Annotated in this window: 25 protein-coding genes; 6 read left to right on the top strand and 19 right to left on the bottom strand. The window is 70.3% G+C overall.

All coding sequences use genetic code 11. The features are described 5' to 3' along the window. Positions 1-79: 79 nt before the first annotated feature. On the top strand, positions 80-916 hold the full coding sequence (locus AB0H93_RS22700) for a dienelactone hydrolase family protein (RefSeq protein ID WP_358574996.1): 837 nt from the start codon (positions 80-82) through the stop codon (positions 914-916). A 1-nt stretch (position 917) separates the two neighbouring features. Here the strand turns inward: AB0H93_RS22700 and AB0H93_RS22695 are convergent, their stop codons facing one another. The 16 genes from AB0H93_RS22695 to AB0H93_RS22620 all read right to left on the bottom strand — a co-directional run bounded on the left by AB0H93_RS22695 (position 918) and on the right by AB0H93_RS22620 (position 14,082). Beyond that, the gene (locus tag AB0H93_RS22695) at positions 918-1,757 is read right to left on the bottom strand and encodes a hypothetical protein (RefSeq protein ID WP_358574995.1); all 840 of its coding nucleotides are present in this window, start codon (positions 1,755-1,757) and stop codon (positions 918-920) included. 219 nt (positions 1,758-1,976) lie between these two features. Further along, a complete protein-coding gene (locus AB0H93_RS22690) occupies positions 1,977-2,399 on the bottom strand; it encodes a hypothetical protein (protein WP_358574994.1) in 423 nt (140 codons plus the stop codon). Positions 2,400-2,404: 5 nt separating this feature from the next. Then, positions 2,405-5,152 carry a hypothetical protein gene (locus AB0H93_RS22685; RefSeq protein WP_358574993.1) on the bottom strand — a complete coding sequence of 916 codons (2,748 nt, stop codon included), beginning with the start codon at positions 5,150-5,152 and terminating at the stop codon, positions 2,405-2,407. Next, positions 5,152-5,457, bottom strand: coding sequence for a hypothetical protein (locus tag AB0H93_RS22680; protein ID WP_358574992.1), 306 nt, complete (start codon positions 5,455-5,457; stop codon positions 5,152-5,154). Before AB0H93_RS22680 ends, AB0H93_RS22685 begins: the two co-directional genes overlap by 1 nt. Before the next feature lie 145 nt (positions 5,458-5,602). After that, positions 5,603-5,821 (bottom strand): hypothetical protein, encoded by a 219-nt coding sequence (locus AB0H93_RS22675; protein ID WP_358574991.1) that lies wholly within the window; start codon positions 5,819-5,821, stop codon positions 5,603-5,605. Between the two features lie 28 nt (positions 5,822-5,849). After that, the gene (locus AB0H93_RS22670; protein WP_358574989.1) at positions 5,850-6,059 is read right to left on the bottom strand and encodes a hypothetical protein; all 210 of its coding nucleotides are present in this window, start codon (positions 6,057-6,059) and stop codon (positions 5,850-5,852) included. A gap of 216 nt (positions 6,060-6,275) precedes the next feature. After that, positions 6,276-6,419 carry a hypothetical protein gene (locus tag AB0H93_RS22665; RefSeq protein ID WP_358574988.1) on the bottom strand — a complete coding sequence of 48 codons (144 nt, stop codon included), beginning with the start codon at positions 6,417-6,419 and terminating at the stop codon, positions 6,276-6,278. 9 nt (positions 6,420-6,428) lie between these two features. Further along, the gene (locus tag AB0H93_RS22660) at positions 6,429-6,584 is read right to left on the bottom strand and encodes a hypothetical protein (RefSeq protein WP_165968348.1); all 156 of its coding nucleotides are present in this window, start codon (positions 6,582-6,584) and stop codon (positions 6,429-6,431) included. Positions 6,585-6,635: 51 nt separating this feature from the next. Beyond that, positions 6,636-7,970 carry a phosphoglucosamine mutase gene (gene glmM, locus AB0H93_RS22655; RefSeq protein ID WP_358574986.1) on the bottom strand — a complete coding sequence of 445 codons (1,335 nt, stop codon included), beginning with the start codon at positions 7,968-7,970 and terminating at the stop codon, positions 6,636-6,638. Between the two features lie 322 nt (positions 7,971-8,292). Next, entirely contained in the window at positions 8,293-8,694 is a 402-nt protein-coding gene (gene rpsI, locus AB0H93_RS22650; protein ID WP_235883929.1) for a 30S ribosomal protein S9, read from the bottom strand. Between the two features lie 104 nt (positions 8,695-8,798). Next, the gene (rplM, locus tag AB0H93_RS22645; RefSeq protein ID WP_132491634.1) at positions 8,799-9,245 is read right to left on the bottom strand and encodes a 50S ribosomal protein L13; all 447 of its coding nucleotides are present in this window, start codon (positions 9,243-9,245) and stop codon (positions 8,799-8,801) included. A 365-nt stretch (positions 9,246-9,610) separates the two neighbouring features. After that, positions 9,611-9,901, bottom strand: a complete 291-nt coding sequence (locus AB0H93_RS22640) for a WXG100 family type VII secretion target (protein WP_132491632.1) — start codon at positions 9,899-9,901, stop codon at positions 9,611-9,613. Positions 9,902-9,962: 61 nt separating this feature from the next. After that, entirely contained in the window at positions 9,963-10,274 is a 312-nt protein-coding gene (locus tag AB0H93_RS22635; RefSeq protein WP_132491630.1) for a WXG100 family type VII secretion target, read from the bottom strand. Positions 10,275-10,412: 138 nt separating this feature from the next. Then, complete coding sequence (locus tag AB0H93_RS22630; protein WP_358574983.1) at positions 10,413-10,757, bottom strand: hypothetical protein; 345 nt, start codon at positions 10,755-10,757, stop codon at positions 10,413-10,415. 64 nt (positions 10,758-10,821) lie between these two features. Continuing rightward, positions 10,822-12,633, bottom strand: coding sequence for a type VII secretion-associated protein (locus tag AB0H93_RS22625; protein ID WP_358574982.1), 1,812 nt, complete (start codon positions 12,631-12,633; stop codon positions 10,822-10,824). A gap of 288 nt (positions 12,634-12,921) precedes the next feature. Then, a complete protein-coding gene (locus AB0H93_RS22620; RefSeq protein WP_358574981.1) occupies positions 12,922-14,082 on the bottom strand; it encodes an MFS transporter in 1,161 nt (386 codons plus the stop codon). Between the two features lie 97 nt (positions 14,083-14,179). Between AB0H93_RS22620 and AB0H93_RS22615 the strand changes: the two genes are divergently transcribed. Beyond that, positions 14,180-14,506, top strand: a complete 327-nt coding sequence (locus tag AB0H93_RS22615; RefSeq protein WP_358574980.1) for a helix-turn-helix transcriptional regulator — start codon at positions 14,180-14,182, stop codon at positions 14,504-14,506. A 105-nt stretch (positions 14,507-14,611) separates the two neighbouring features. Here the strand turns inward: AB0H93_RS22615 and AB0H93_RS22610 are convergent, their stop codons facing one another. Both AB0H93_RS22610 and eccCa read right to left on the bottom strand, forming a co-directional pair. Beyond that, complete coding sequence (locus AB0H93_RS22610; protein ID WP_358574979.1) at positions 14,612-15,013, bottom strand: hypothetical protein; 402 nt, start codon at positions 15,011-15,013, stop codon at positions 14,612-14,614. A gap of 102 nt (positions 15,014-15,115) precedes the next feature. Next, on the bottom strand, positions 15,116-19,219 hold the full coding sequence (gene eccCa, locus AB0H93_RS22605) for a type VII secretion protein EccCa (RefSeq protein WP_358574978.1): 4,104 nt from the start codon (positions 19,217-19,219) through the stop codon (positions 15,116-15,118). 292 nt (positions 19,220-19,511) lie between these two features. On the opposite strand from eccCa, the gene eccD reads away from it, so the two are divergent. Both eccD and mycP read left to right on the top strand, forming a co-directional pair. Further along, a complete protein-coding gene (eccD, locus tag AB0H93_RS22600) occupies positions 19,512-20,951 on the top strand; it encodes a type VII secretion integral membrane protein EccD (protein WP_358574977.1) in 1,440 nt (479 codons plus the stop codon). An 11-nt stretch (positions 20,952-20,962) separates the two neighbouring features. Beyond that, positions 20,963-22,375: a type VII secretion-associated serine protease mycosin gene (gene mycP / locus AB0H93_RS22595; protein ID WP_358574976.1), complete on the top strand. Its 1,413-nt coding sequence runs from the start codon at positions 20,963-20,965 to the stop codon at positions 22,373-22,375. Between the two features lie 59 nt (positions 22,376-22,434). Here mycP and AB0H93_RS22590 read toward each other — a convergent pair whose 3' ends face one another. Then, complete coding sequence (locus AB0H93_RS22590) at positions 22,435-23,130, bottom strand: hypothetical protein (protein WP_358574975.1); 696 nt, start codon at positions 23,128-23,130, stop codon at positions 22,435-22,437. A gap of 142 nt (positions 23,131-23,272) precedes the next feature. On the opposite strand from AB0H93_RS22590, the gene AB0H93_RS22585 reads away from it, so the two are divergent. Both AB0H93_RS22585 and AB0H93_RS22580 read left to right on the top strand, forming a co-directional pair. Further along, the gene (locus AB0H93_RS22585; protein ID WP_358574974.1) at positions 23,273-24,397 is read left to right on the top strand and encodes a sensor histidine kinase; all 1,125 of its coding nucleotides are present in this window, start codon (positions 23,273-23,275) and stop codon (positions 24,395-24,397) included. Beyond that, positions 24,394-25,065 (top strand): response regulator transcription factor, encoded by a 672-nt coding sequence (locus AB0H93_RS22580; RefSeq protein ID WP_358574973.1) that lies wholly within the window; start codon positions 24,394-24,396, stop codon positions 25,063-25,065. The genes AB0H93_RS22585 and AB0H93_RS22580 overlap by 4 nt, the downstream gene beginning before the upstream one ends. The last annotated feature ends 350 nt before the right edge of the window (positions 25,066-25,415 follow it).

The following is a 25,415-nucleotide window of genomic DNA, read 5'->3' as shown; positions in this document are numbered from 1 at the left end:
TTCGCGTCAGCCGGAACGGCGAACCCCTCCCGTGGCGGCTACCGCGCGCGCATGAGCAGGTCCGCTACGGTTGCTGACCATGGCGCGCACTGCCAAGAAGGCCCCTTCCGCGAAGAACGCGTTCCAAGAGCTGTCCCGCCGCGGACCGCACGACGTCCTGCACGGTGACCTCGCCCTCGTCGGGCTGCCCGGCATCGTCTGCACGCCGCGCAGCGGGCTCGGCCTGCCGGCGGTCGCGTTCGGGCACGGCTGGCTCCAGCCGCCCCGGCGGTACCTCGGCCTGCTCCGGCACCTCGCGTCGTGGGGCATCGTGGTCGCCGCGCCCGGCTCGCAGCGCGGCGCGTTCGCATCGCACCGGCTGTTCGCCGCGGACCTGCGGACCGCGCTGGACATCTGCGTCGGCGTCCGGCTCGGCGAGGGCGAGATCAGCGTCGACGAGAAGCGGCTCGGGGTCGCCGGGCACGCCATGGGCGGCGGCTGCGCGGTGCTCGCGGCGGCCGACGACCCGCGGATCCGCTCGGTCGCGACGCTGGCCGCCGCCGAGACCATGCCGTCGGCGTTCGAGACCGCGAGCCGCGTCGAGGTGCCCGGCCTGCACATCGCCGCGGGCCAGGACCTGCTGGCGCCGCCGGTGGCCAACGCCGAGCCGATCGCCCGGGCCTGGGGCGGCCCGGTGCAGCTGCGGACGGTGAAGAAGGCCAGCCACCTCGGCTTCACCGAGGGACGGCACTGGACCCAGCTGCTGCTGCACGGCAAGCCCGAGTACGCGACGCAGCGCGTCACGAAGGCCCTGCTCACCGCGTTCTTCCTCCGCACGCTGGCCGGCGACCGGCGCGGCGAGGCGCTGCTGACCGCCGACATCGGCGGCAGCCGCATCGATCACGAGCACAGCCGCGGCGACCTCGCCGCGGCGTGACTCACAGCTTCGGCGCGATCTCCTCGGCGACCTTCTTCGCGGCGGCTTCCGCCTCCTCGATCGGCATCCGGCCGTCCTCCAGGCCGTAGGACTTGTCGGTCCCGTCGTAGCTGAGGCTCACGACCTTGGTGCCCTTGCGGAAGACCAGCTCCGCCGCGGCCAACTCCCCGTCCCCGACCAGGTAACCGGCGTCCCACGGGCCGGAAACGTCGGTGATCCGCGTCGCCCCCGGAGGCACGTTCTGCCGCTCGTAGTCGTAGTTCGACTCGGCTTCCTCGGTCGGCTCGGAGTAGTCGGCGTAGTCGGCGACGTTGATGTCCAGGTAGCGCTCGTTGGTGCCGTCCTTGCCCTTCGTCGGGCGCCACATGCAGGTGAAGCTGGTTTCGCCGACGGCGCCGCTGACGAAGTTCGTGGTGTGCAGGTCGCGCAGCGTCTTCTCGCTCAGCAGGTCGCATTCGGAGACCATCGGCTCGCCGCTCGGCGCCTGCCCGGCCGGCTCGGTGACGTGCTGGTGCCGGAAGTAGAGGTAGCCACCGCCGACGAGCCCGATCAGGAGCATCGGAATGGAGACCAGGATGACGGCCAGGATGCAGCCGACGCGGCTCTTCTTCTTCGGCGGCGGCGGAACCGGGTAACCGGGCTGCGGAAACGGCTGTCCCGGCGGCGGAACAGCCTGCCCGGGCTGCGGAAACGGTTGCCCCGCCTGGGGAACCGGCTGTCCGGGCGGCGGAACGGGCTGCCCGGCCTGCGGAACAGGCTGTCCCTGCGGGTTCTGCGGAGCCGGCGGCTGCTGGGGCTGGTACTGCGGCTGCCCCGACGGGTCGGGCTGTTGCGGATTCACCCGGAAAGAATAGGCGACCACCCGAAGCGATCACCCGATCACGGGCACCGTCTAGTTTGGACGAATCCGCCGCCGAACCGGCACGGCGGTACGAAACCTTTGGTGCGCAGGGATTTTCAAGGAACGCTCGCTCGGCCGGGCGGAGTCCGATCTCGACCCGGCCCGGCTCGAGACGACGCGAAAGCCCGGGCCGCACCCGGCCCGGGCTTCGCTTCGGCGCTACCTCAACCAGCTCTGGTTCTCGTAGTCGTCGTCATCGTCGAACGCCGCCCGCCGGCGCGGTGCCGGCTTCGGCGCCGCCGGAGGCGGCGGTGGCGGTGCGGGAGGAGGCGTGTGCCGGGCGGCCGGCTGCTGCTCCTCCTCGAACTCGTCGTCGCCCCCGAGGCTGATCTCGTTGCTCTGCTCGTTCCGCTTGCCCGCCCAGTCGTTCCGCGGCTTGTCCTCCTCCGGCGGCTGGGCGTTGGCGGCCTTCTCGACGAGCTCCTGCTTGCGCTCGTCCGCGGCCGCCTTGATCTCCTCGTTCTTCTGCGCCGACGCGGCTTCCGCGGCGCGGACCGCATCCATGCTGTCCTCGACGCCGTAGCGGTGCCGCGCGACCAGGGTCGCGATCTCGTCCGCGACCTGCTGGTTGATCAGAACCATCACGCTCACCTATCCCGGTCTTCGCCCAGGACCGACCGGAACCGCATTCCGGAGGCATCGACCCCGTCGTCGAAGAGCTGGCCCTGGGTGCGCCACGGACTGTCGTTGGTCCGCTCCTGGTCGCCGCCCTGCTGAGCGCCGTGGCCGCCGCCCATCGCGCCCATGCCGCCCATCATCCCGCCGCCCATGGCGGCGCTCTGGTTGCCCCCCTGGCCGCTCTGCGGTCCGGACTGGCCCTGCCCGGCACCACCCGGGTCGCCCAGCGACGACAGGCCGGTGGCACCCTGCGGGCTGCCGCTGGCGGAGTCGCCGGCGGACGACGACAGCGAGGCGAGGCCGGTCGATCCGTGCTGGTCGGAGCCGCCGGGCATGCCGGGCTGGTCCTGGCCGCCGAAGAGCTGGCCGGAGGCGCTGCCGAACGAGTTCTGCACCCCTTCGCCCAGGCTGCTGAACGAGCTCATGCCAGCCGACTGCGGCGCGGTGGACGCCGGGGCACCCGCCGACGCGGCCTCGGTGGCCGCCGGAGCACCGGCACCGGTGTCGAACGCGGGCATGGTGCCGACACCGCCGCCGAAGGCGGGCGCGCCGAAGCCCGGATCCGCCGCGGGCATGGTGCCCACCCCGGTGTCGTAAGCGGGCATCGTGGTGCCGAATCCGGCGTCGGGAGCGGGCATCGGAGCCCCGAGATCCGGCGCGGGCATCGGAGCACCCATGTCCGGCGCGGGCATCGGACCGCCGCCCATGTCCGGTGCGGGCATCGGCGAACCGATGTCCGCGGGCATCGTCCGCACGTTCTCCGGAGTTCCCGTGCCTGCGTCGGGCGCGGGCATGCCGGTCTCCGGCGGACGGAGCCCGCCCGCGTCGGCGGGCATGGTCCCGATGCGCTCGGCGTCGATCGGCGACTTCGGGTCGCTGCCGAAGTCGATCGTCTGGTTCAGCGGCGGCTGCCCGCCGCCGTTGTCGATGTTGACCTTGACCTGGCCGTCCGGCGTCCGCTCCAGCGTGATGGTGCGGTCGCCCTCCTTGATCACGGCCTTGCCGTCCTCGCCCGCCTTCACCTGGGTCGGGCCTTCGCCACCGGGCGGCCCGCCGACCGGCGGCTGCCCCGGCGCCCCACCCGGCGCGGGCATCGTCTGCACGCCGTCGGCCGCGCCCCCGCCGGGAGCGCCGCCCGCCGGGCCGAAGTCGACCTCGTAGGTCTTCGGCTTGCCGTCCGGGCCGATCAGCTCGACCTGCGTCTTGCCGTCGGGGCCGGGCTTCTGCACGGTGACCGCGTCGTCGCCCTCGCCGAGGGTCACCTTCTCCTGCTCGCCCTGCTCGCCGGCGCCGCCGTCCATTCCCGGCATCTCCGGCGGCTTCGGCGTCTCCGGCTGTTCCGGCATCTCCGGCGCCCCACCGCCGCCGCCACCACCGGTGCCGGAACCGCCGCCGCCACCGCCGGTGCCCGAGCCACCGCCGCCGGTTCCGTTGCCACCGCCGCCGGTGCCGTTGCCGCCCTTGTCGCCGCCGCCGCCGTCGCCGTCGCCGTCGAGACCCTTGAACGGGTCGTCGCTGACCTTGGAGGCCTCCAGCATCTTGTCGTACGAGGCCTGGACGGCGTCCTGAGTGGACTTGCTCTGGTCCTTGAAGGACTGGTACTTCTGCTCCATCTCGGGCTTGAACGACTCGTCGAGCCACTTCTTGGCGTCGTCGATCAGGCCCTGGCGGATCTGGTCGCAGGCGTCCTTGGCCCCGAAGAACTGGCCGATCATCCCGCCGATCGGACCGCCCAGGATCAGGCCGATCGCCTGGTCCTTGATCATCGACCAGGCACCGGAGAAGATGTCGTCGATCCCGATGTCCTTGAGGTCCTCGAGATTGATGTCGCCGCGCGCCTTGCGGATCTCGTCCTTGGTGTCGTCGGGGTCCTTGCCCGCGCACTTGATCTCTTTGCCCAGCTCCAGCACGAACTTCGCGTACTCGCGCACGGTCTGCTGGATGCCGTCGACGGCCGGGGTGATGGCACCGGCCATGTTCTCGGTCTCGTTGGTGACCGTCGTGCCCGCCTGGCTGTACTTGCCGACCTTGGCCTCGGCCGATTCGGCGGCCTTCCCCTGCCAGGTCTGCCTGGTGCCCTGGAACGACTGGCCCATCGAGTCGTTCTGGTCCAGCAGCGCCTGCTGCACGCCGCCCAGCCGCTCGGCGTCCTCCCGGAACGCGCCGAAGTCGATCTCGCGGAGCTGGTCGTACTGCTCGACCACGTCGGCCTTGAAGTCCGCGCCCTTGCCGGCCCAGTCCTTGTACAGCGGCAGGAACTTCTCGAAGAAGTCCAACCCCATCTTGCCGTCGTCGAGCAGTTCGTCGGAGGTGCCGACGGAGCCGCCGCCTTCGAGCTTCTTCTTGGCGTCGTCGAACTTGCCCTTGCGCTCCTCGGCGGCCTTGGCCTTCTCCTGCAGCGCGGAGAAACCGCCGTCGGTGATCTTCTCGAAAAGCGCGCCGCCGACCGGGTTGACGATGCTCATCGCGGTGTCGGCGATGCCGCCCGCGTTGTCGACCAGCCAGCTGCCTGCGTCGGCGACGGTCTCACCGACCCATTCGCCCGCGTCCTGCACGGCCCCGCCGACCGCTTCCCCGACCTCCGAGCCGATCTTCGCGCCGGCCACGGCGCCCGCCGGGCCCGCCACCAGGCCGGTGATGCCACCCTGGATGCCGCCGACGACGGAACCGAACTCCTCGCCGAAGCTGCTTTCCTCTTCCTTCTTCTCGTCCGCCATCAGGCCTGCACCTTCCCGACCTCGTTGGCACCCGATTCGTCGCTGGCCTGGTATTCCTTCGCGGTCGCCGAGAAGTCTTCGGACAGCTTCGAGCCGTGCTCGCCGAACGACTCGATGTTCTTCCCCAGTTTGTCCAACGCGTCCTTGTAGGCCTTGCCGGCCTCGTGGAACTTCTTGCCGAACTTCTCCGCGGTCAGCTTCGTATCGGTGGCCTTCTTGGCCTGCTCCTTGAGTGACCCGGCACCGTCGGAGAACGCATTGGCCGCCTTCGAGATGTCGGTCCCCGAGGTCTGCGCCCCACTCATCGTGCCCCCTTCACCGGACCTGTCGCGCACGTCGCACCAGGGGTGTGACGGCACGTGTGCCTCACCGGTTCCTCATCTTGACAGGTTCCCCGAGGCGAAACGGCAGATCCGGCGAGGTGCTTGCATCCGCGAAGCGAGAAGTCGATCACTGCGGCGGGTACGGCCCCTGCGGCGGCTGCCCGAAATCCTGCTGCGGCGGGAACTGCTGCTGCGGCGCCTGCGTCGGCTGCGGGGTGAAGCCCTGTTGCGGGAACGGCGCGGGCCGCTGCGCGCCGCTGCCGCTCTTCAGGATCAGCATCGCCGTCAGCGCACCAGCGCCGCCGCCGAAGATCAGGCTGCCCACCAGTGCGATGATCAGATGCACCGCTCCTCCTCTTCGCGCCGTCGCGGATTCACTGCTGGTAAGGGCCCTGCGGCGGCTGCCCGAAGCCCTGCTGCGGCGGGAACTGCTGCTGCATCGGCGGCTGCGGTTGTTGCGGCGGGAACTGCGGCATCGGCTGCTGCGCAGGAGCCTTGCTCTTCATGATCAGCGCGACGACCGCGCCGCCACCGGCACCGAAGATCACGCTCAGCACGATCACGATCAGGATCGACAAGATCACTACGGCCTCCAATCGCTCGGCTCGAACCTATCGGAGCGCACCGCGTCGACGGGTCGGCGACGCCGAAGTTCAGCGCCGCCCCCGGAACAGCACGATCAGGACCACCATGAGGCCGATGGCCGCCAGGAGGCCGAGCAGCAGAACGACGAGCCGCAGATCGATGGAGATCACGGCACCGAATGATCCCGGATCACACCGCGCGGGCTCAGCCGGCGGTCAGTAGTGGACGCCGCCCTCGAGGATCAACGGCAGGCCCCAGCCCTGCGCCAGCACGACGGCGAACACGAATGCGCCCAGGACCATGAGCACCAGGGGTACCACCAGGACGATCAGCAGGTCACCGAAGAGTTGTCCGCGCATGGCTCGTGCTCAGCTCCGCCTGCGGTTGATGAACCACGACCTGCTCTCGTGCGCGGCGTTGACGGCTTTCATGCCGGCCAGCGCGAGCGCGGAGAAGATCACGATACCGACGACGAGCCCGACAGCGACGAGCCCGACAACCATGGCGACAACGATGGCACCCATGTGAGCAGGGTCTCACAGATCGCGTCGCCACGAGAGATCAAAATCACAAGATCACCGGATTGAAGCAACAAGTTCGGCCAAACGCTCGGCCACCGCCTGCGCTCGGTCCTCGCTCTGCGCCTCGACCATCACCCGAACCAGCTGCTCGGTGCCCGACGGGCGCAGCAGGATGCGGCCGGTGTCGCCGAGCTCCGCCTCGGCCGCCGCCACCGCCGACGCGACGTCGGCCGCCGCGCACACCGTGGCCTTGTCGGCCACCCGCACGTTGATCAGCACCTGCGGCAACCGCCGCATGACCTTGGCCAACGACGCCAACGGGGAGCCGGTGGCCGCCATCCGGCCCATCAGCCGCAGCGCGGTGAGCAGGCCGTCGCCGGTCGTGGCGTGGCCGGGAAGCACGACGTGGCCGGACTGCTCGCCACCGAGCGCGAACCCGCCGGCCCGCAGTTCTTCCAGCACGTACCGGTCGCCGACGGCCGTGGTGCGCAGCGCCACACCCTGCTCGCGCATCGCCAGGTGCAGGCCGAGGTTGCTCATCACGGTCGCGACCAGCGTGTTCTCGGTCAACTCGCCGGTCTCGTGCATGGCCACCGCGAGGACCGCCATGATCTGGTCGCCGTCCACCGCGGCGCCCGTGGCGTCCACCGCGAGGCAGCGGTCGGCGTCACCGTCGTGCGCGATGCCCAGGTCCGCGCCGTGTTCGAGCACCGCCGCCTGCAGCACCTCGAGGTGGGTGGAGCCAACGCCGTCGTTGATGTTGATGCCGTCGGGCTCGGCGCTGATCGCGATCACCTCGGCGCCCGCCCGGCGGTACGCCTCCGGTGCCGCGACCGAAGCCGCGCCGTTGGCGCAGTCCACGACGACCTTCAGCCCACCGAGCGGCTGCGGAGCAGCGGTCAGCAGGTGATCGACGTAACGACGCACCGCGTCGGGGACATCGCGGACGCGGCCGACCTGGGCCCCGGTGGGCCGGTCGACCTGCTCGTCCAGGCGCGCCTCGATCTCGTCCTCGACGGCGTCCGGGAGCTTGTTCCCGCCGGCCGCGAACAGCTTGATCCCGTTGTCCGGCATCGGGTTGTGCGAGGCGGAGATCATCACGCCGAAGTCCGCGCCCAGCTCGGCGACCAGGTGCGCGACGGCCGGGGTGGGCAGCACGCCGACCCGCAGCACATCGGCGCCGGCCGAGGTCAGGCCCGCCGTGACCGCCGCCTCCAGCATCTCGCCGCTGGCGCGGGGGTCGCGGCCCACCAGCGCCACCCGGCGCTGCGAATCGTCCCGGTCGTAGAGCACGCGTGCCGCCGCAGCGGCCACCGACATCGCCAGCTCCGGCGTCAGATCGGCGTTGGCCAACCCGCGCACCCCGTCGGTGCCGAACAACCGAGCCATCAGCAGCACGTCCTCCTCGTGTGACGCGGAAAACTCCGCGGGGCGCGACCGGACGCGCCACGTCGAGTTCTTGTCCTTGCAGCGGCGAAGCCGCTTGACCCACGCAATCAGGTGACCACCGGCGGGTTCTCGGACGTCTCCTCGGGAGGAAGCCCCGACGCATACACGAGTCGGGGATCCCGGATCGAGGGGCGTCTGAGGTTCCGCTAGGGGACCACCTACGCAGATTGAGTTTGAAACCCGGCCTTCGGTGCATACGACTGCGGGAGCAGTCTCGTCCACAACGGACGAGACTGCTCCCGCAGATCGGATGAAATTCGCGTCAGCGCTTGCTGTACTGCGGCGCCTTGCGGGCCTTCTTGAGACCGTACTTCTTGCGCTCCTTCTCCCGCGCGTCACGGGTGAGCATGCCGGCCTTCTTCAGCGCCGGGCGGTCTTCGGCCTCGTAGGCGACCAGCGCACGGGCGATCGCCATGCGCAGCGCGCCGGCCTGGCCCGACGGGCCGCCACCGCGCAGGGTGGCCAGCACGTCGAAGCTCTCCACGCGCTCGACGGTGACCAGCGGCTCCTTGATCAGCTGCTGGTGCACCTTGTTCGGGAAGTACTGCTCGAGGGTCTTGCCGTTGAGCTTGAAGCCACCGGTGCCCGGCACCAGCCGGACCCGGACGACGGCTTCCTTGCGGCGACCCACGGTCTGCACCGGGCGGCCGGTCGGCACCGGGATCGGGGCCGGGGCGACCGCTTCTTCTTCGACGGTCTCCTCGACGGCGACCTCGGCGGTCTCCTCGGGAGCCGGGGTCACGTTCTCTTCCTGCTGAAGTTCGTCAGTCACTTCTCGACCTTCGCGTTGATCTCGAACGGCTGCGGGTTCTGGGCCTGGTGCGGGTGCTCCGCGCCGGCGTAGACCTTGAGCTTCTTGCCCATCGCGCGGCCGAGCTTGTTCTTCGGCAACATGCCCTTGATCGCCTTTTCGAGCAGCCGCTCGGGGTGCTTCTCGAGCACCTCACCGAAGGACTGCTTGCGCAGACCACCGGGGTAACCGCTGTGCCGGTAGTGGAACGCCTGGGTGCGCTTGTTACCGGTCAGGGCCACCTTCTCGGCATTGACGATGACGACGAAGTCACCGGTGTCGATGTGCGGCGCGTAGGTCGGCTTGTGCTTGCCGCGCAGCAGCGTCGCGGCCTGAGTTGCCAACCGGCCGAGCACCACATCCTCGGCGTCGATCACATGCCAGGCGCGGGTCACCTCGCCGGGCTTCGGGCTGTACGTGCGCACGGATCTACCTCGTCGTCGTTCGCGTCGGAATCGTCAGTGCGGAGCCCGTCTCGATCACGCCGGTCGGTCCCGCAGGAACTCCCCTGGGAACCGGCACGTCCGCCAGTACCGCCGCCGGGACCGTGACCCGCTGGGCCCGATCCGCTGGCGCGAACTGCAGCCGCGCACCGCACAACAAAGAATGAGGGTACTTGGTGGCTTCTGGCCCGGTCAAAACGGGTCCTCGATACTTGCTCGGAGGTTTCTGACCTGGCAGATCGCCGCTATCAGGATAGCGAACGCCGGGCGCGGTACCCGCGCGGCCCCGGACAGCGTTGCGGCCCCGGCGTTCGCCGGGGCCGCAGCTCGCTCTTCAGCAGGTGGGATCAGCCACCGAAGCGACCGGCGTTCTTCTTCTCACCGGCCTGGAAGGACTCGTTGGCGGCACCAACGGCCATGCCCATCTTCGCGGCGGTCTCCTGCATGCGGGCCGCTTCCTCGTCCCAGGACTTCTGCGCCTCCTGGTAGGCGGCCACGGCCTCGCCCTCCCAGGTGGAGACCAGCTTCTGGATCTTGCCCTCGAGGTCGTCCAGCTCGCCCTGGATCTTCTGCGCGGCGGCCTGCAGGTCGTCGGAGGCCTGCTGCAGCTCAGCGAAGTTGACTGCAATCTCGCTCATTGCTTATCCCCTCAAATGCCTATGGTGAAGATTTCGGAAGATGCGTTGGTCGAAGTCCGGCTCAGCCGTCGAGCAGGCTCGTGATCTTGGAGATCTCCTGGGCCTGCTCCTCCTGGACCTGCGCGTAGTCCGCACCGGAGCTCTGCACGTTCTGGCCCAGCTCGTCCAGCTTCTGCAGGATCTTCTTGCCGCTCTCCTCGTAGGAGTCCATCAGCTTGCGGAAGACATCCGCGGCCGCGCCCTTCCAGTTCGCGACCGGCCCCTCCAGCTGGCCGCTCAGCTGCGAGAGCGCCTGCTCGACCGCGTTGCGAGCCTCGTCGATGTCGACCGACGCCTGCTGAATCGCCTCGGTGTCTGCACCAATTCCAGCCATGTCCGGGTGACCCCCTTCAAACTCGTCATCAAGTCCTGATGAACCTGCGACGCAGACATTGCCATGTTCGGTTCCATGTTGTCCTGGATTTCTTCGGAACCCGTTGCTGATGTAAACGCCGAACGGGGAACCCGCAGGTCATCGCATGATTCGCGCTTGCGAAAAGTCGAGATCGCTGCCGTCGGAAGGCGTTTGCTCTTGCGATTTCCCGGTCGCCGACTCGTTCTCGGCGGTGTCCGGGCGCACATTGGACTCGGTTTCGGCGAGCTCTTCGACTTCCAATCCCATCCGGGCGCGGTAAGCGATCGCCGCGGCCCGACGGCCCGATTCGGCACCCGCCGGCTTCGTTCCCGCGAGTTCCCTTGTGTGCCTTTGGAAATCCTGCGCGCGGTGGTTCGCTTCGCCGCGGGCTCGCCGGCCGCGGCCCACCGCATCCGCGAGTTCGGACCGCAACCTCCGGACGGAATCCGCTGGATCTGCCATGGCAATGCCTCCCTGTCCGACGGCCGCGCGAAAACCATTCCGCCGCGGCGAATTCACCGCCGGTTCAACGCACCTTGAGCGACCCGACGACCTGCTGGCAGGCGCGGAGCACGTCATCCTTGCCGACCTCGCCGTACTTGCAGCCGACGCTGACCCGGAATTGTCCTTGGTGCACCACGTACCACTCGACCGTCGCGGCCTGCATTTTCTGCCGGTAGTAGACCACGTCCCGGCCCGCGAAACTGGTGGATGCGTTGAACAGGGAGAATTGCGCGCCGTTCGCCACGTTCTGCTGGTAGTCGCTGAGCAGCTGCTGGACCGCCCGGTTCCGGTCGGTGTCGGTGTCGAAGTTGAGCTTGCCCTCCTCGACCGCGATCAATGAGTCCTGCTCATCGTTCTGCGGGCCGATCATGGTCTGCCACTTCTTCGCGTCGCCGCCGATCTGCTTCCAGTCGCTGGGATAGGCGAATTCGTAGTCGTACTGCACGATCACCCGGGGCGGCACCTCCGGTCCGGCCTGCGGCTGGCCGGCGCTGGTCAGGACCAGGGTCAGGACCACGCCCGCGGCCACCACGGCCGCGGCGCCGGCGCCGATCAGCCACGGCAGCTTGTTGTTCTTCCCGCGGCTGCGCTGGTGCGCGACCGGCATCGTCTGATCGCTGCCGCCGATGACGACGGTCCGGGCCCCGCTGAGCGAGTCGCCCGCGGTCACGCCGGGGCCGGTCTGGGGCGGGACCACCGGGAGCGGATGCGATCGCACCGTCGAGGTGCCCGCCCAGGCGCCGGCGGGCGCCAGCCCACCGCTGCGGTCCGGGTCGAGCCGGACCGCGCGCAACGCGCCGCGCGCCACGACCGTCTCGGGCTGGTCCAATGTGGTCGGAACGACGCCGGTGCGCTCGTGGATCAGCCGCGCCACCATCGGGATCCGGCTCGAACCGCCCACCAGGAACACCCCGGCCAGCTGCTGCCGGGCCACCTTGCCCTCGCGCAGCGTGGTCAGCACCAGGTCGGCGGACTTGGCCAGCGGCGCGGCGATCAGCGCCTCCAGGTCGACGCGGGTGACGTGCGCGTCGGAGAACGGCGGCGGCATCGGCACGTCGGTGTAGGCGTGCCGGGACAGGGTTTCCTTGGCGCCGCGGACGTCCTGCCGCACCACCCGGCGACGGCGGCGATCGGGCATCTCGCGGCCCTCGACGAGCTGGCTCCAGGCTTCGGGGTCGGTGCCGGAGACGAGCCGGCCGATGTGGTCCAGCAGCGCCTGGTCGATGTCGGCGCCGCCGAAGTTCGGTTCGCCGCGGGTGGCGAGCACCTGGAACGACGAGCCCTGTTTGCGGACGACGCTGGCGTCCACGGTGCCGCCGCCGAGGTCGAGCACCGCCAGCGCGCCGCCGTCGGGGAGCCCGTGCCCGGCGGAGTGGAACACCGCCGCCGCGACCGGTTCCGGCACCATGACGAGTTCCTTGCCCAGGCCGGCGGCGGCCTGGCGCAGCGCCGCGGTGCGCATCGAGCCCCAGTCCGCGGGGTGGGTCAGCACCAGCAGGTCGACGGCCGCGCCGCCGGCGAAGCGGCGGGCCTCGCCGACCGCGCGCTGCAGCACGGCGCGGATCACGTCGGCGACCTTCAGCACGCTGCTGCCGAGCAGCAGCTCGCCCTCGTCGATGCGGCGCTTCGGGTGCGGCTCGAAGCGGGCCGGGTCGACCGCGGCCTGGCGTTCGGCCTCGTGCCCGACGAACAGCGTGCCGTCGGCCGCGGCGAACACCGCGGACGGCACCAGCGGCTGCCCGTCGATGACGACCACCTGCGGTTCGGCACCGCCGACTGACACCACCGTGCATGTGCTCGAGGTGCCGAAGTCGATCGAGACGTGCAGGGACACCCAGAACTCCTTCACCGTCGCCGAAGCGCCTTTTCCGGCGACGTCTGTCGTCCGACCGCCGATCCGGCGCGCCGACTCCCCCCGAGCACCCTAGAGGTTAAGGGTGCGAGCGCACCAACAGTCTGCCCCTGACCGGGCGATCAGCGCGAGCACCCGTCACGGATTGTTGCCATCCGAAGGCGCCGCAGGAGCTCCTCGCGGGTGTCGGGCTCCCCGAGTGGTGCAAGCCTGCACGCGGTGTGCTGCAGGGCAGGAGTCGGGACGTCCGAAGTGGACCGACAGCTCTTCTCAGGCGTTCGCCGTCTGCGCCGGGGCGGCCGCCTTCCGGGGCATCGCCGTCGCCAGCGCCAGCAGGAGGCCGAGGGCCGCGACCGTTGCGGCCGCCGGTGCCACCCAGGCGGCTCCGGCCGTCGCCAGCACCCCGCCGCCCACCGCCGAACCCAGCGCGGCTCCGACGTAGATCGCCGATCCGTTCAGCCCGAGGGCCACCGTCGGGGCGTCCTGGGCCAGCGCGAACAGCCTGTGCTGCTGCGGCACCATCAGCATGCCGCCGAACACGCCCGCCGCGATGCCGACCGACAGCGTCGTCGGCAGGGTCGACACACCCCAGTTGAACAGCGCGAACACCAGGACGCTGCCGCCCAGCGACAGCAACAGCACCGGGCGCGCCCCGAATCTGTCGGTCCACCGGCCCGCCAGCGAGTTGCCCAGGACCTGCCCCACCCCGAACGCCACGAGCACCCAGGACAGGACCGCCCCGCTCCCGAACCGGCCGAGCAGCAGCGGCAGGTACCCGGTGACGGTGAAGCCGGCGAACATCCCGACCACGGTGATCGCCAGCACCCGGAGGATCGACGGCCGCACCAGCACGGCGAGCCGCTCGGCCAGCCGCACCGCGGGCAAGCGCACCGCGGGCAGGGCCGGAATCGCGACCGCCACCAGCACCCCGATCACGCCGATCGCCCACATGATCGGCCGCCAACCGAACCACTGGCCGCCCAGCACCCCGAGCGGCACGCCGAGCACCGTCGACACGGTCATCCCCGCCGCGACCGCGGCCAGGGCGCGCCCGCGCTGCTCCGGCGCGGCCAATGCGCCGGCCACCGCGTAGGCGTTCGACTGGAAGGCCGCCGCGCCGAGCGCCGCCAGGACCCGGGCCACCGCGACCACCGCGTAGGTCTCGCCGAGCGCTTGGCCCGCCATGCCCGCGGTGAACAGCGCGAGGCCGCCGCCGAGCAGCAGCCGCCGGTCCCAGCTGCCGGTGACCGAGGCGATGATCGGCGAGGCCACGGCGTAGGTCACCGCGAAGATCGTGGTGAGCTGGCCGGCGACCGATTCGGGAACAGCGAGGTCGTGGGCGATCTGGGGCAGCAGTCCATTGAGGATGAACCCGTCCGCGCCGAGCGCGAAGGTGCCCACCGCGAGCACGGTCAGCGCACCCCGCCGCAAGCCATCATTTGATGATCGTCGAATCGTCACGGCGCATGATCGTGTCCTACTATTCGATGATTGTCAAACGATCGAATCGAAGGCAGGCTGGACGCCCGTGACGCGCACCCTCCCGCAACCGAGCCGCAACGATCTGGACATCGTGAAGGTGCTGCACGCCCTCGCCGACCCGGTGCGGCTCGAACTGCTCCACGAGCTCAGCCAGGCGAAGGACCCGATGACCTGCTCGCTGCACGCCTACGACGTCGACATCAGCGCGCCGACGCTCTCCCACCACTGGCGCGTGCTGCGCGAGGCGGGCCTGAGCACGACGTTCGTCGACGGCCGCAACCGCTGGGTCGAGATCCGCCGCGACGACTTGGAGGCGCGCTTCCCCGGCCTCCTCGACTCCGTCCTGGCCGGCTTCGAGCAACGGCCCGCCTGATCGCCCGGAAGCCGTTGCCCCACAACTGAAGAACCTCCCCTGCCCGGAGGGGAGGAGGTTCAGCGCGTCAGACAAGTCCGAAGTGGACCGCTTGCGGGAGTTCTGTCACCAGGTCTGCGCTTCGGTCGGCAGGCTCCGGGCGGCCGTGGCCTGGCGCGGTTCGGAGCGCGTCGGCGTCTCGGAGCGCGTCGGCATCTCGGGGACGTCGACGCTCGTCACCACGGGGACGTTCGGCAGCCGCGTTTCGGGCGGCGGCGCCGGCTGTTCCTCCGGTTCCGGCTCCACGTAGAACCACGCGACCACTTCGCCGTCCGGCTTCAGCTCCACCTTGGTGATGACGCCGTTCGCGCCGATGTCCTGGCGCACGTGGTGCACCCAGTCGCGCAGCGGCCGCAGGTTCCGGCCGGCCCCTTCACCGCGGGCGTACTCCTGGAGCAACCGCTCGTCGTCCGCCTTGCGGCGCGCGAGGCGCTCGCTCCAGCCGACCGGCTTGATGAATCCGCTCATACCGCCACCTCACACGTGATCGGGGTCCGCGCCTTCCGGCGCTTCCCAACGAAAAACCTCCCCCGCCCGGAGGCGGGGGAGGTTTTTCGCGCTAGCCCATCGTCACTCCGGCTGGAGGAACGCGGTCTGGATCATCTGCGGCCCGCCGCGCAGGCTGCGGCTGACCAGGGTGCCCCGGCCAGGCGGCAGCTGCCGCGACTTGATGTTGGCCACCAGCTGACCGTCGTCCTTGTTCGCGCTCATCGCCAGACCCGGCGACGACGTCTCCCGCATCTTGCCGATGATCGGCTCGTACAGGGCACGGCTGGCACCACCGGAGTTGCGCGCCACCACGATGTGCAGACCCACATCGTTGGCCTGCGGCACGAACTCCGCCAACGGCGCCAGCGGGTTGCCGCCCTGCGGCGCCACCAGCTCGTAGTCGTCGACGATCACGAACAGCTCCGGACCCTTCCACCAGGAACGGTTCCGCAACTGCTCCTGCGTGACATCCGGACCCGGCAACCGCTTCTTCAACGACCCGCAGATGTCCTTGACATCGCCCTTCAGCTGATCCGCGTTGACCACGTAGTCCAGCTTGTGCGACTCCGGCAGGACGCCGAGCAGGCTGCGCCGGTAGTCGACCAGCATGATCAGCGCTTCCTTCGGGCTGTACCGCTCGGTGATACCGCGGACGATGGTCCGCAGCAACGCCGTCTTGCCCGACTCCCGCTCGCCGAACGCGTAGAAGTTCGGCTCGGCGTTGAAGTCCAGGTACACCGGGTGCAGGCCGTCCTCGTTGATGCCGATCGGCACCAGCTTCGGGTTCGGCTGCTGCTCCGGACGCGGCAACTGCTGGTACGGCAGCAGATCGGGCAGCAGCCGGACCTGCGGCGCCGGACGCCCCTTCCACGAGCTCTTGACCCGGTTCACCAGGTCGGCGACGCCGTCGGGGAGGTCGTCGTTGTACAGCTCCCAGCCCATCCGGGGGGCGCGGACCTCCTTGCCCTCCTCGATGTCCCGCTTGACCTGCTCGATCTCCGCCTCGACGCGGTCACCGATCTTCTCGCTGTCCACGCGGGGCAGGGCCGTCAGGAAGTGCAGCTTGGTGCCGTGCATGCCGCGGCCGGGACGCCCCGGCGGCACCTTCACCGCGAACTTGCGGTCGATCTCCGACTCGCTCGGGTCACCGAGGCGCAACTCGATGCGGGTCTGCATCAGGTCCTTCATCGCCGGGCGGATCTCCGCCCACCGCGCCGCGGTGACGATCACGTGCACGCCGAAGGCCAGGCCGTTGGCCGCCAGGCCCAGCACGTCCTGTTCGAGCGCCTCGAATTCCTCGCGGAACGTCCGCCACCCGTCGATGATCAGGAACGCGTCGCCGAACGGGTCGTCCTCGAACTCACCGCGCCGCTTCCGGTTGCGGTAGTCGTTCATGTTCTCGACGCCGTGCTGCTGGAACCGGCCTTCGCGGTCGGCCAGCATCGTCTTCAGCTCCGCGATCGTCCGCCGGACGGTGTCCTGGTCGCGCCGCGTGCCGTAGCCGCCCATGTGCGGCAGGCCGCGCAGCGCGCCGATCGAACCACCACCGAGGTCGACGCAGTAGAACTGCACTTCCTGCGGCGTGTGCGTCAGCGCCATCGAGGCGATCAGCGCACGCACCGTGTTCGACTTGCCGGCACCGACACCGCCGACGATCGCGCCGTGACCGCCCTGACCACCGAGGTCCACCACCATCGGGTCCTGCCGCTGGTGGTACGGGACGTCGATCAGGCCGACCGGCACCTGGAGCCGACCGCTGCCCGAGTAGCCCGCGGCCGTGTAGCCGCGGTCGTCGGTCTGCTGCATCGGCGGCAGCAGGGCGTCCAAAGTGGGCGGTGTGTCCAGCGGCGGCAGCCACACCGCGTGCGCCGGCGGGCCCTGCCCGCGAATCTTGTCGATGATGATCTGGAAGTCCGTCGGGTCGAGGTCGCTCTTCTGCTCCTTGACCTCCTCGACGACCGGCTTCTCCGGTTCCGGCGGCTTCTCGATGTAGTCCGGGATGAACTCCCGGGGCATCTTGTCGCCGGTGACCGGGGCCGCGCCGCCCTTCAGCGTCGGGCGGCGTCCGCTGGTCTGGTGCAGGTGGCCGGACACGAACGCGGCGCGGAACCGCTCCATGCCGTTGGGGTGCTTCAGGTAACCGTGACCACCGGTGGCGGGCAGGTCGGCGGCGTCCGGAACACCGATCGCCGCGCGGGAGTCCGCCGCGTTGAAGGTCTTCAGACCGATCCGGTACGAGAGGTGCGTGTCCAGGCCGCGCAGCTTGCCCTCTTCCAGCCGCTGGGAGGCCAGCAGCAGGTGGACCTGCAGCGATCGACCCAGTCGACCGATCATCACGAACAGCTCGGCGAAGTCCGGCTGCTGCGACAGCAGCTCGGAGAACTCGTCGATGACCACGAACAGCGCGGGCAGCGGCTCGGCGCAGCGCTCGTCGCCCGCCTCGCCCATCTTCCGGTAGTCCCAGACGTTCTTCGCGCCCGCCTTGTTCAGGATCTCCTGGCGGCGGTTCATCTCACCGGCCAGCGCGTCCTGCATGCGGTCGATCAGCGAGCCGTCGCCCTCCAGGTTCGAGATCGACGCCGACACGTGCGGCGCGGGCTCGAAGCCGTTGAACGTCGCACCACCCTTGAAGTCGACGACCACGAAGTTGAGCATCGACGACGAGTGGGTGGCCATCAGGCCCAGCACGATGGTGCGCAGGAACTCGGACTTACCGGAACCGGTCGAACCGATGCACAGCCCGTGCGGGCCCATGCCGCCGGAGGCGGTCTCCTTGATGTCCAGGTGCACGATCTCGCCCTGCTCGCCAGGACCGATCGCGACGCGGTACAGGTCGTCGCGCGACCGGGGCCGCCACGCCTCGTTGAGGTCGAAGGTGACGACGTCACCGGCCAGCCCCAACTGCTCGATGTAGTTCAGCGGCGTGGTCAGCGGCTCGTAGCCGCCGCTGTCGGCGTCGGAGGCGGAGAAGCCGCCGGCGACCCGGTACGGGGCCATCTGGCGGGCCAGCGAGGTGGCCTCCTCCATGGTCAGCGAGTCCGGCTTGCCGAACCACTCCACACCGGACCCACCGCGGGCACCGATGCGGTCCTCCTCCACGACCATCCGCATGCCGCGGCGCGCGGTGAGCTGCCCGAGCAGGTCGGACAGGTCGATCATGGTGACGCCGGCCAGGCCGCCCTCGACGTAGAGCGCCTCTTCGCGGCTGATCTCGGCGTCATCGATGATGATCACGATGTGCGGCTGGCCGTCCGGCGGCGCGGCGTTGCGCTGGAAGCGCGGCCGATCTGCCAGCTGCTCGGCGAGCATCTGCTCGATGACGCCCAGCGAACCGGCCATCAACCGCATCTGGCCGATGCCGTCGGTCTCGGTCGGGTGCTGCGCGTGCGGCAGCCACTTCACCCAGTCCCACTCCGTGCGCGCGCGGCCGCTGCTGGCGACCGCGATCATCACGTCGTCGGGGGTGTGGAAGGTGGCCAGCTGGCACACGATCGCGCGGGCCAGGCCGCGCACCAGTTCGCGGTCGCCCTGCAGGCCGACGGCGGCGAAGCCGCGCAGCGAGGTGGCGATCGGCAGTTCCGGCACCAGCGAGTGGGCGCGCACGAAGCGGCGCAGCGCCAGCGTGGTGATCGGCTCCAGCTCGTCGACGGGGCCGGTCTGCGGCGGCACCAGGCGGGTTTCCAGCCGCTGCGAACCGCGGCCGACCCGGACCTGGCAGAAGTCGTTGTCGTTGGGACGGCGCTCCCACATCCGCCGGCTGCCCGCGGCCAGCGACCACAGGGTCTGCGGGTCGGGGTGCACCCACTCGCGCGCCAGGCGCTGCTCGTCGGCCGCCTCCCGCGCGCGGTCCCGCATCTGACCGAGGTACCGCAGGTAGTCCTTGCGGTCCTCGTTCATCTCGGCCTTCTTCTGACTGCCGTCCTTGCCGCCGCCGGCCATCATCCCGAACGTTGAGATGAGCATCATCATCGGCATCATCATCATCATCGGGTTGTCCTTGGCCCGCTGGAGCATGAAGACCATCATCCCCAGCGAGGCCACGATCATGACGCCCGGCAAGACCTTCTGGACGATGTTGCCCGGAATCGTCCGCGGAATCTCCGGCGGTGGTTCGAGGTGCACCTCCCCGCCCGGTGGCCTGGGAGCGGCCAGGCGTGGCGTTCGCTTGAACTGCAGCGTGCTCACCGGACGCAACAACCTTTCCGTGTCAAACGTGCTCTCGAATGTGTCGCAGCCAGCATTCTGCATCGCCGCAACACCGCCGGCGCCGGGGAGCGAGTCGGGCGTGACCAACCAGATATGAAGTAGTTGGCACGAGTTCGACCAAACCTGTCACCCGTCGACGGTCGGTGTGGCCATACTAGGGGCGCTCTTCGACCGGGCGGGTGGGTTTCGGAAGAAAAACCGGCCTTGGTTGGATCGAGCCCAGCGACACAAATGAAGCAAGGCAATCAACCTCAGGGAGTAGGGGGCCCAAGTGGCGACCGGTACCACGGTGTTCAGCCGCGTGACGGTGGTGGCGCCTACAACTCGCATCGACCTGGCGCTTCCCGCCGACGTAGCGGTGGCCGATCTGTTGCCGATGGTGCTGGACATGGCCCGCGGGATCACCCCGGACGGCGGTTCCCGGCACGGCGGGTGGTGCCTGGCCAAGCTCGGGGAGAGCCAGCCCCTCGACCCGAGTCAGACGCTGTCCTCGCAGGGAATCGTCGACGGCGACATGTTGCAGTTGCGGCGCCGGTCGGACGACCCGCCGCCGCCGCTGTACGACGACGTCGTTGACGCGCTCGCGGAAGCGGAGCCGGGCAGCTACCGGCCGTGGACGAAGGAAACCGCGGCCAAGATCGGGCACGCGGCCGGCGCGCTGGCGCTCATCGGCGCGGCCGTCGCATTGGGACTCGCGGGCCCGGCCGGGCTGCTGCACCCCACCATGGAGGGCACCGCGCCGATCGTCTACCAGATCGTGGCCGCCGTGACGGCGGTCGTGGTGGCGATCTTCGCGACCGGCGTCGGGTCGATCGTGACCCGCGCCTACGCGGCCCCCACCACCGGCACGGTGATCGCCGCCGCCGGCGGTCTGCCGATGGCGTTCGTCGCCGGCTTCAACATCGTGCCGGGCAACGCGCTCGAACCACGGTTGCTGCTGGCCAGCGCGCTGACGCTGATCTTCGCGGCGGTGTCGATCATGGTGATCGGCGCGGGCATCGTCACCTTCATCGCGGCCGCCACGGCGGCGGCGTTCGGCACCATCGCCTTCCTCGTCGCGACCCTTGTGGACGCCGCGACCACCGCGGGCATCGCTGCGGGCGCCGCGGCCGTCGGCCTGGCGGGCATCTCGCTGCTGCCGCGCATCACCATCCAGCTCGCCAAGCTGCCGCTGCCGCACGTGCCGGGCAGCGCCGAGGACCTCAAGGAAGACACCGGGTTCCCGGACTACCGGATGATCGAGCGACAGACCGGCCTGGCGCACCAGTACATGACCGGCCTGATCATCGGCTGCGGCGTGGTCGCCGCGCTCGGCTCGATCCTCGCGGCCGCGGCCAGCATCTGGGGCGCGGTGTTCGCCATCGTCGTCTCGGCGGTCCTGCTGCTGCGCGGCCGCAACTACGCCAACGGCAGCCAGGCGATCGCGCTGCTGCTGAGCGGTCTGCTCTCCTCGCTGGGCGTCACCATCGGACTGCTCGTGCAGGTCGCGCAGTGGCCGCTGGCCGTCGCCTGGGTGTTCCCGCCGCTGCTGCTGCTCGGCATCCTGTCGATCGTCTTCGGCGTGGTGTTCCCGAACCGCCGGTTCTCGCCGGTGCAGCGCCGCATGGTGGACATCCTGGAAGCCGTCCTGATCGCACTGGTGCTGCCGCTGGCACTGGCCGCCATGGACCTCTACATGATGATCCGCGACCTCAACCTGAACTTCTTCTGAGGGGCAGCGTGATGCGCTCTAGGACCTTCCGCTCCCGCGGCGGGCTGCGCGGATTCGCGCTGCTCGCCGCGGCGGGCACGCTGGCGCTGGGCGGTCCGACGGCACCTGCGGTCGCGCAGACCGTCGGCCCGCCGCCACTGGATCCGTCCAAAGTGGCCACCGGTGGCCTGACGCCCCTGAACTACAAGCAGAAGCAAGGCTGCATGCGGGGCAACCCCGGCAACTCCCTGATCGAGGAGAAGCCGTGGAGCCAGCTGGTGCTCGGCTTCGAGCGGGCCCACGATGAGGGCCTGAGCGGTGCCGGGCAGACGGTGGCCGTCATCGACACCGGCGTGAACGCCTCGCACCCGCGCCTGGGTGGCAAGGTCCTCAACGGCGGGAGCAGCGTTCCGGACGGCGGTGCGGACAAGGACTGCGACGGGCACGGCACGATCGTGGCGGGCATCATCGCCGCGAGCCCGGACCCCACCGGCCAGTCCGGCTACGTCGGGGTCGCGCCGGACGCCCAGATCCTGTCGCTCCGGCAGTCCTCCAAGCTGTGGATCAACGAGGCCACCAACGCCACGATCGGCGACACCGAGACGATGGCGAGGGCGATCAACAACGCGGTGGACCGCAACGCGAGCGTCATCAACATCTCGCAGTCGTCCTGCCAGTCGATCGCGCAGGCCAGCAACTACAACGACTACGGCAACCAGATGTTGCACAACGCGGTCAAGCGCGCTTACGAACGCAACGTCGTGGTCGTCGTGGCGGCCGGGAACACCGGCGAGGCCTGCCAGAAGAACGCCTCCGGCAGCCCGACGACCGCGGTGCTGCCGGCCTGGTTCGACGAGTACGTGCTCACCGTCGCCTCGGTGAACCAGCAGGGTGCTCCGTCGGAGTTCACCGTGCCGGGCCCGTGGGTGGACGTGGCCGCGCCGGGCGAGAACCTGATCGCACTCGACCCCGGCGTCGGCGGCAGAGGACTGGCCAGCCAGATCGCCACGGGAGAGAACGGCCAGGCGGGCCCGATCCAGGGCACCAGCTTCGCCGCGCCGTACGTGGCCGGGCTGGCGGTGCTGGTCAAGGAGAAGTACGACCGCGAGAACCGGCCGCTGACCGCCGGGCAGATCATGGACCGGATCAAGGAGACGGCGCTGCATCCGGGCGGCATCAACGGGCGCAACGACATCGTCGGCTACGGCATGGTCGACCCGGCCGCGGCGCTGGCGGACGTGGTGCCCGCCGAGTGGGGCAAGCAGGCGCCGCCGCCGAAGCCGACGAAGCTGGACGCGGATGTGATCCCGCAGAAGGATTACCCGGCCCTGATCATCGCCCTGGGCGGTGCCGGAGCGGGAGTCGCGGGGATCATCTTCACGGCGTTCCTGATCAACGCGGTGCGCAGCGTCCGGGCGAGGAGCCGGGAGAACGGCGGCCGCTGAGCAACACGACGAAACGGCCCGGTGTCCACTTCGGACACCGGGCCGTTTCAGTTCCGGCATCAGCCGAGCGTTCCGAGGAGCGCCATCGCCGCGATCACCGCCGCTGCGAACGCGATTCGCCGGGCCGGCGGGCGGGGTGCGGCGCGCAGCTCCTGCCAGCCCAGCGACACCAAGGCCACCGCGAGTCCGGCGAGCGCGATCACCGAGAGCGCGGTGGTCCCCTTCAGGACGCCGATCGGCAACGCCGCCATCAGGCCCAACGCCACCGCCCGGAACGGCCCGAGGACACCGGCCCGCCAGGCGCCGAGGGCCAGCACCACCCAACCGGCCATGATCGCCGGGTTCAGCGCGCTCATCACGTGGTAGGCGCCGTACTCGTCGCCCACCAGGCTCGTCGCGGACGCCACTCCCCGCAGATCCGCCAGCTGGAACGCCAGGTGGTCGATGCCGGCGTGGAAGGCGCGGGCGAAAAGGCCGAAGGCGGTCAGCATCCCGCCCCAGATCGCCCAGCCGGGACGGCTCCCGCCGATCCGCTGCGCGAGCAGCACGACTCCCGGCCACAGCACCACGTTGCCGATCAGGAACGCGCTGTACGCGACCGCGATCAGGGCCGGTTCGGCGGCGTACGCGGCGAGCTGGTCCGGGAAGAAGAAGTTGTGCCCGGCCCGGAGCAGGGCCCCGACCAGCATGAACAGCGGGCCGAGGACCAGCGCCAGCCCGCCGGGCCAGGCGCCGGGGAAACGAGTGTGCGTCATGCGGTGAACGATCGGCCCCGGCGCCCGTCCGGGCATCGGACCGGGGTCCGGACTTTCCCGTCATACCCGGGTATGACGGGCGTCGAGAACTCGCACACCTCGGTCGGACGACCTCCGCCGACCGCGCGATTAGTGTCGCGCTGTGCTCGGCAACCGCCTCGTTCTCCTCGATGCCGTCCTGGGCGTGGCGATCAGCGCCGCATACCTCTCCTTCGCGATGCAGGACGGCGCAGACGGGCTGCCGGTCTTCACCGGTCCGGCCTGGCTCGGCTGGCTGATCGCGGCAGCGGTCGGCCTCCCCGTCGCGGTGCGCGGCAGGTGGCCGCTGCCGGTGCTCGCCGTCGTGCTGGTGGCCACGACCGCGGCCACCTTGCTCGACATCACCCGCGAGCCTTGCATCTCCACCGCCCTCGCCCTGCACGCCGTGGGACGTTCCGAGCCGCTGCGGCGATCAGCGCCCGCCGTGGTGACCGCATTGCTGACCGTCGCAATCGGACTGTTCCTGGGCGAGGCCGTGCTCACCCCCACCGGGAACGTCGCCGACATCGCCGGGCTGGTCGGCGCCGTCTGGCTGCTGGCCGGTGGCGCTTGGGGGCTCGGCGCGCACTTCCGGCAGCGCGATGCCTTCGCCGAACGCGAGATCCGGCGCGTCCGGGCCGAGGAGCGGCTGCGGATCGCGCGGGAGATGCACGACATCGTCTCGCACAACCTCAGCCTGATCGCAGTGCAGGCCGGTGTCGCCAACCACATCGCCGAGCAGCGGCCCGCCGAAGCCCGGGAAGCACTGCGCGGCATCGAGGAGGCCAGCCGCAGCGCGCTGCTGGAGATGCGCGGCATGCTCGGGGTGCTCCGATCCGCCGAACCGCTGCCCCACGAACCCGTTCCGGGCCTTGCTGCGCTGCGCGAACTCGCCGATCGCGCGATCGCCGCCGGGGTCTCCGTCGACCTGGAGATCACCGGGACCGGGCACCCGCCCGCCGGGGTGGAGCTCGCGGTCTACCGGATCGTGCAGGAGTCGCTCACCAACGTCGTCAAGCACGCCGCTCCGGCTCGCTGCACCGTCCGCGTCGATGTCGGCGCGGATGCGGTCGGCGTGCACGTCGCGGACGACGGAACGCGGGCTGGCCGGCCCGGCGACGGGCACGGTCTGGTGGGGATGCGGGAGCGGGTGATGATGTACGGCGGCGAGTTCACCGCCGGGCCGCGCCCCTGCGGCGGATTCGGCGTCACGGCCCGGCTGCCCTGCGGAAAGGGGGAACGCGGGTGACCATCCGCGTGCTCGTCGTGGACGACCAGGCGTTGGTGCGCGGCAGCTTTCGGCTGCTCGTCGACACCGCTCCCGGCCTCGAGGCCGTCGGGGAGGCCGCAACCGGCGGCGAGGCCGTCGCGGCGGCCCGGCGGGTTCGGCCGGACGTGGTGCTGATGGACGTCCGGATGCCGGACGTGGACGGCATCGAGGCGACCCGGCGGATCTGCGACGATCCCGGGCTTCCCGGCGTGCGGGTGCTGATCCTCACCACGTTCGACCTGGACGAGTACGTGTACGCGGCATTGCGCGCCGGGGCCAGCGGATTCCTGCTCAAGGACACCCCGCCGGCCGACCTGCTCACCGCGATCCGGGTGGTCGCGGCCGGCGACGGGCTCCTGGCGCCGTCGGTGACCCGGCGGCTGATCGCGGAGTTCGCCCGCCGCCCGGAACCGCCCGGTATCCCGGCCCGCGACCTGGGTTCGCTGACCGGCCGGGAGCTCGAGGTGCTCGTCCTGGTGGCCCGCGGGCTGTCCAACGCGGAACTGGCCGAACACCTCCACCTGACCATGCCGACCGTGAAGACCCACATCGGCCGCCTGCTCGCCAAGCTGCACGCGCGGGACCGGGCCCAGCTCGTCATCGCGGCCTACGAATCCGGCCTGGTCACGCCCAAAACCCCGCGCTGAACCACGCGTCGAGGTCGGCGTGGGTGCCGACCCCGCGGAAGCGCACCTCGAGGTGTGGGCTTGGACGTCGTTCCAGAACCGTGCGCGGGCACGCGTGAGACGTGACCGGCTGAGACGCAGGACGCCGTTTTCGCGCGAAACCGGCGCTCCCGTGAGGGCCCGACGGCGATTTCGCGCGAAATCGACGCTCCGCGTGAGGGCGGAGTGGCGATTTCGCGCGAAACGGCCAGAACGACCTCTTAGTCCCGACGCTTCGGGGGCGGAGCGTCGCCGACCGATGCCGTGCCGGTCTTGGGTTTCGGCTGCGGAGCCTCAACCACAGGTGCCGTCTTGGACTTCGGCGGCGGAGC

The organism is Saccharopolyspora sp. NPDC050642 (assembly GCF_040654735.1).
GTDB classification, from domain to species: domain Bacteria; phylum Actinomycetota; class Actinomycetes; order Mycobacteriales; family Pseudonocardiaceae; genus Saccharopolyspora; species Saccharopolyspora elongata.
This window is presented reverse-complemented; position numbering and strand designations above follow the sequence as displayed.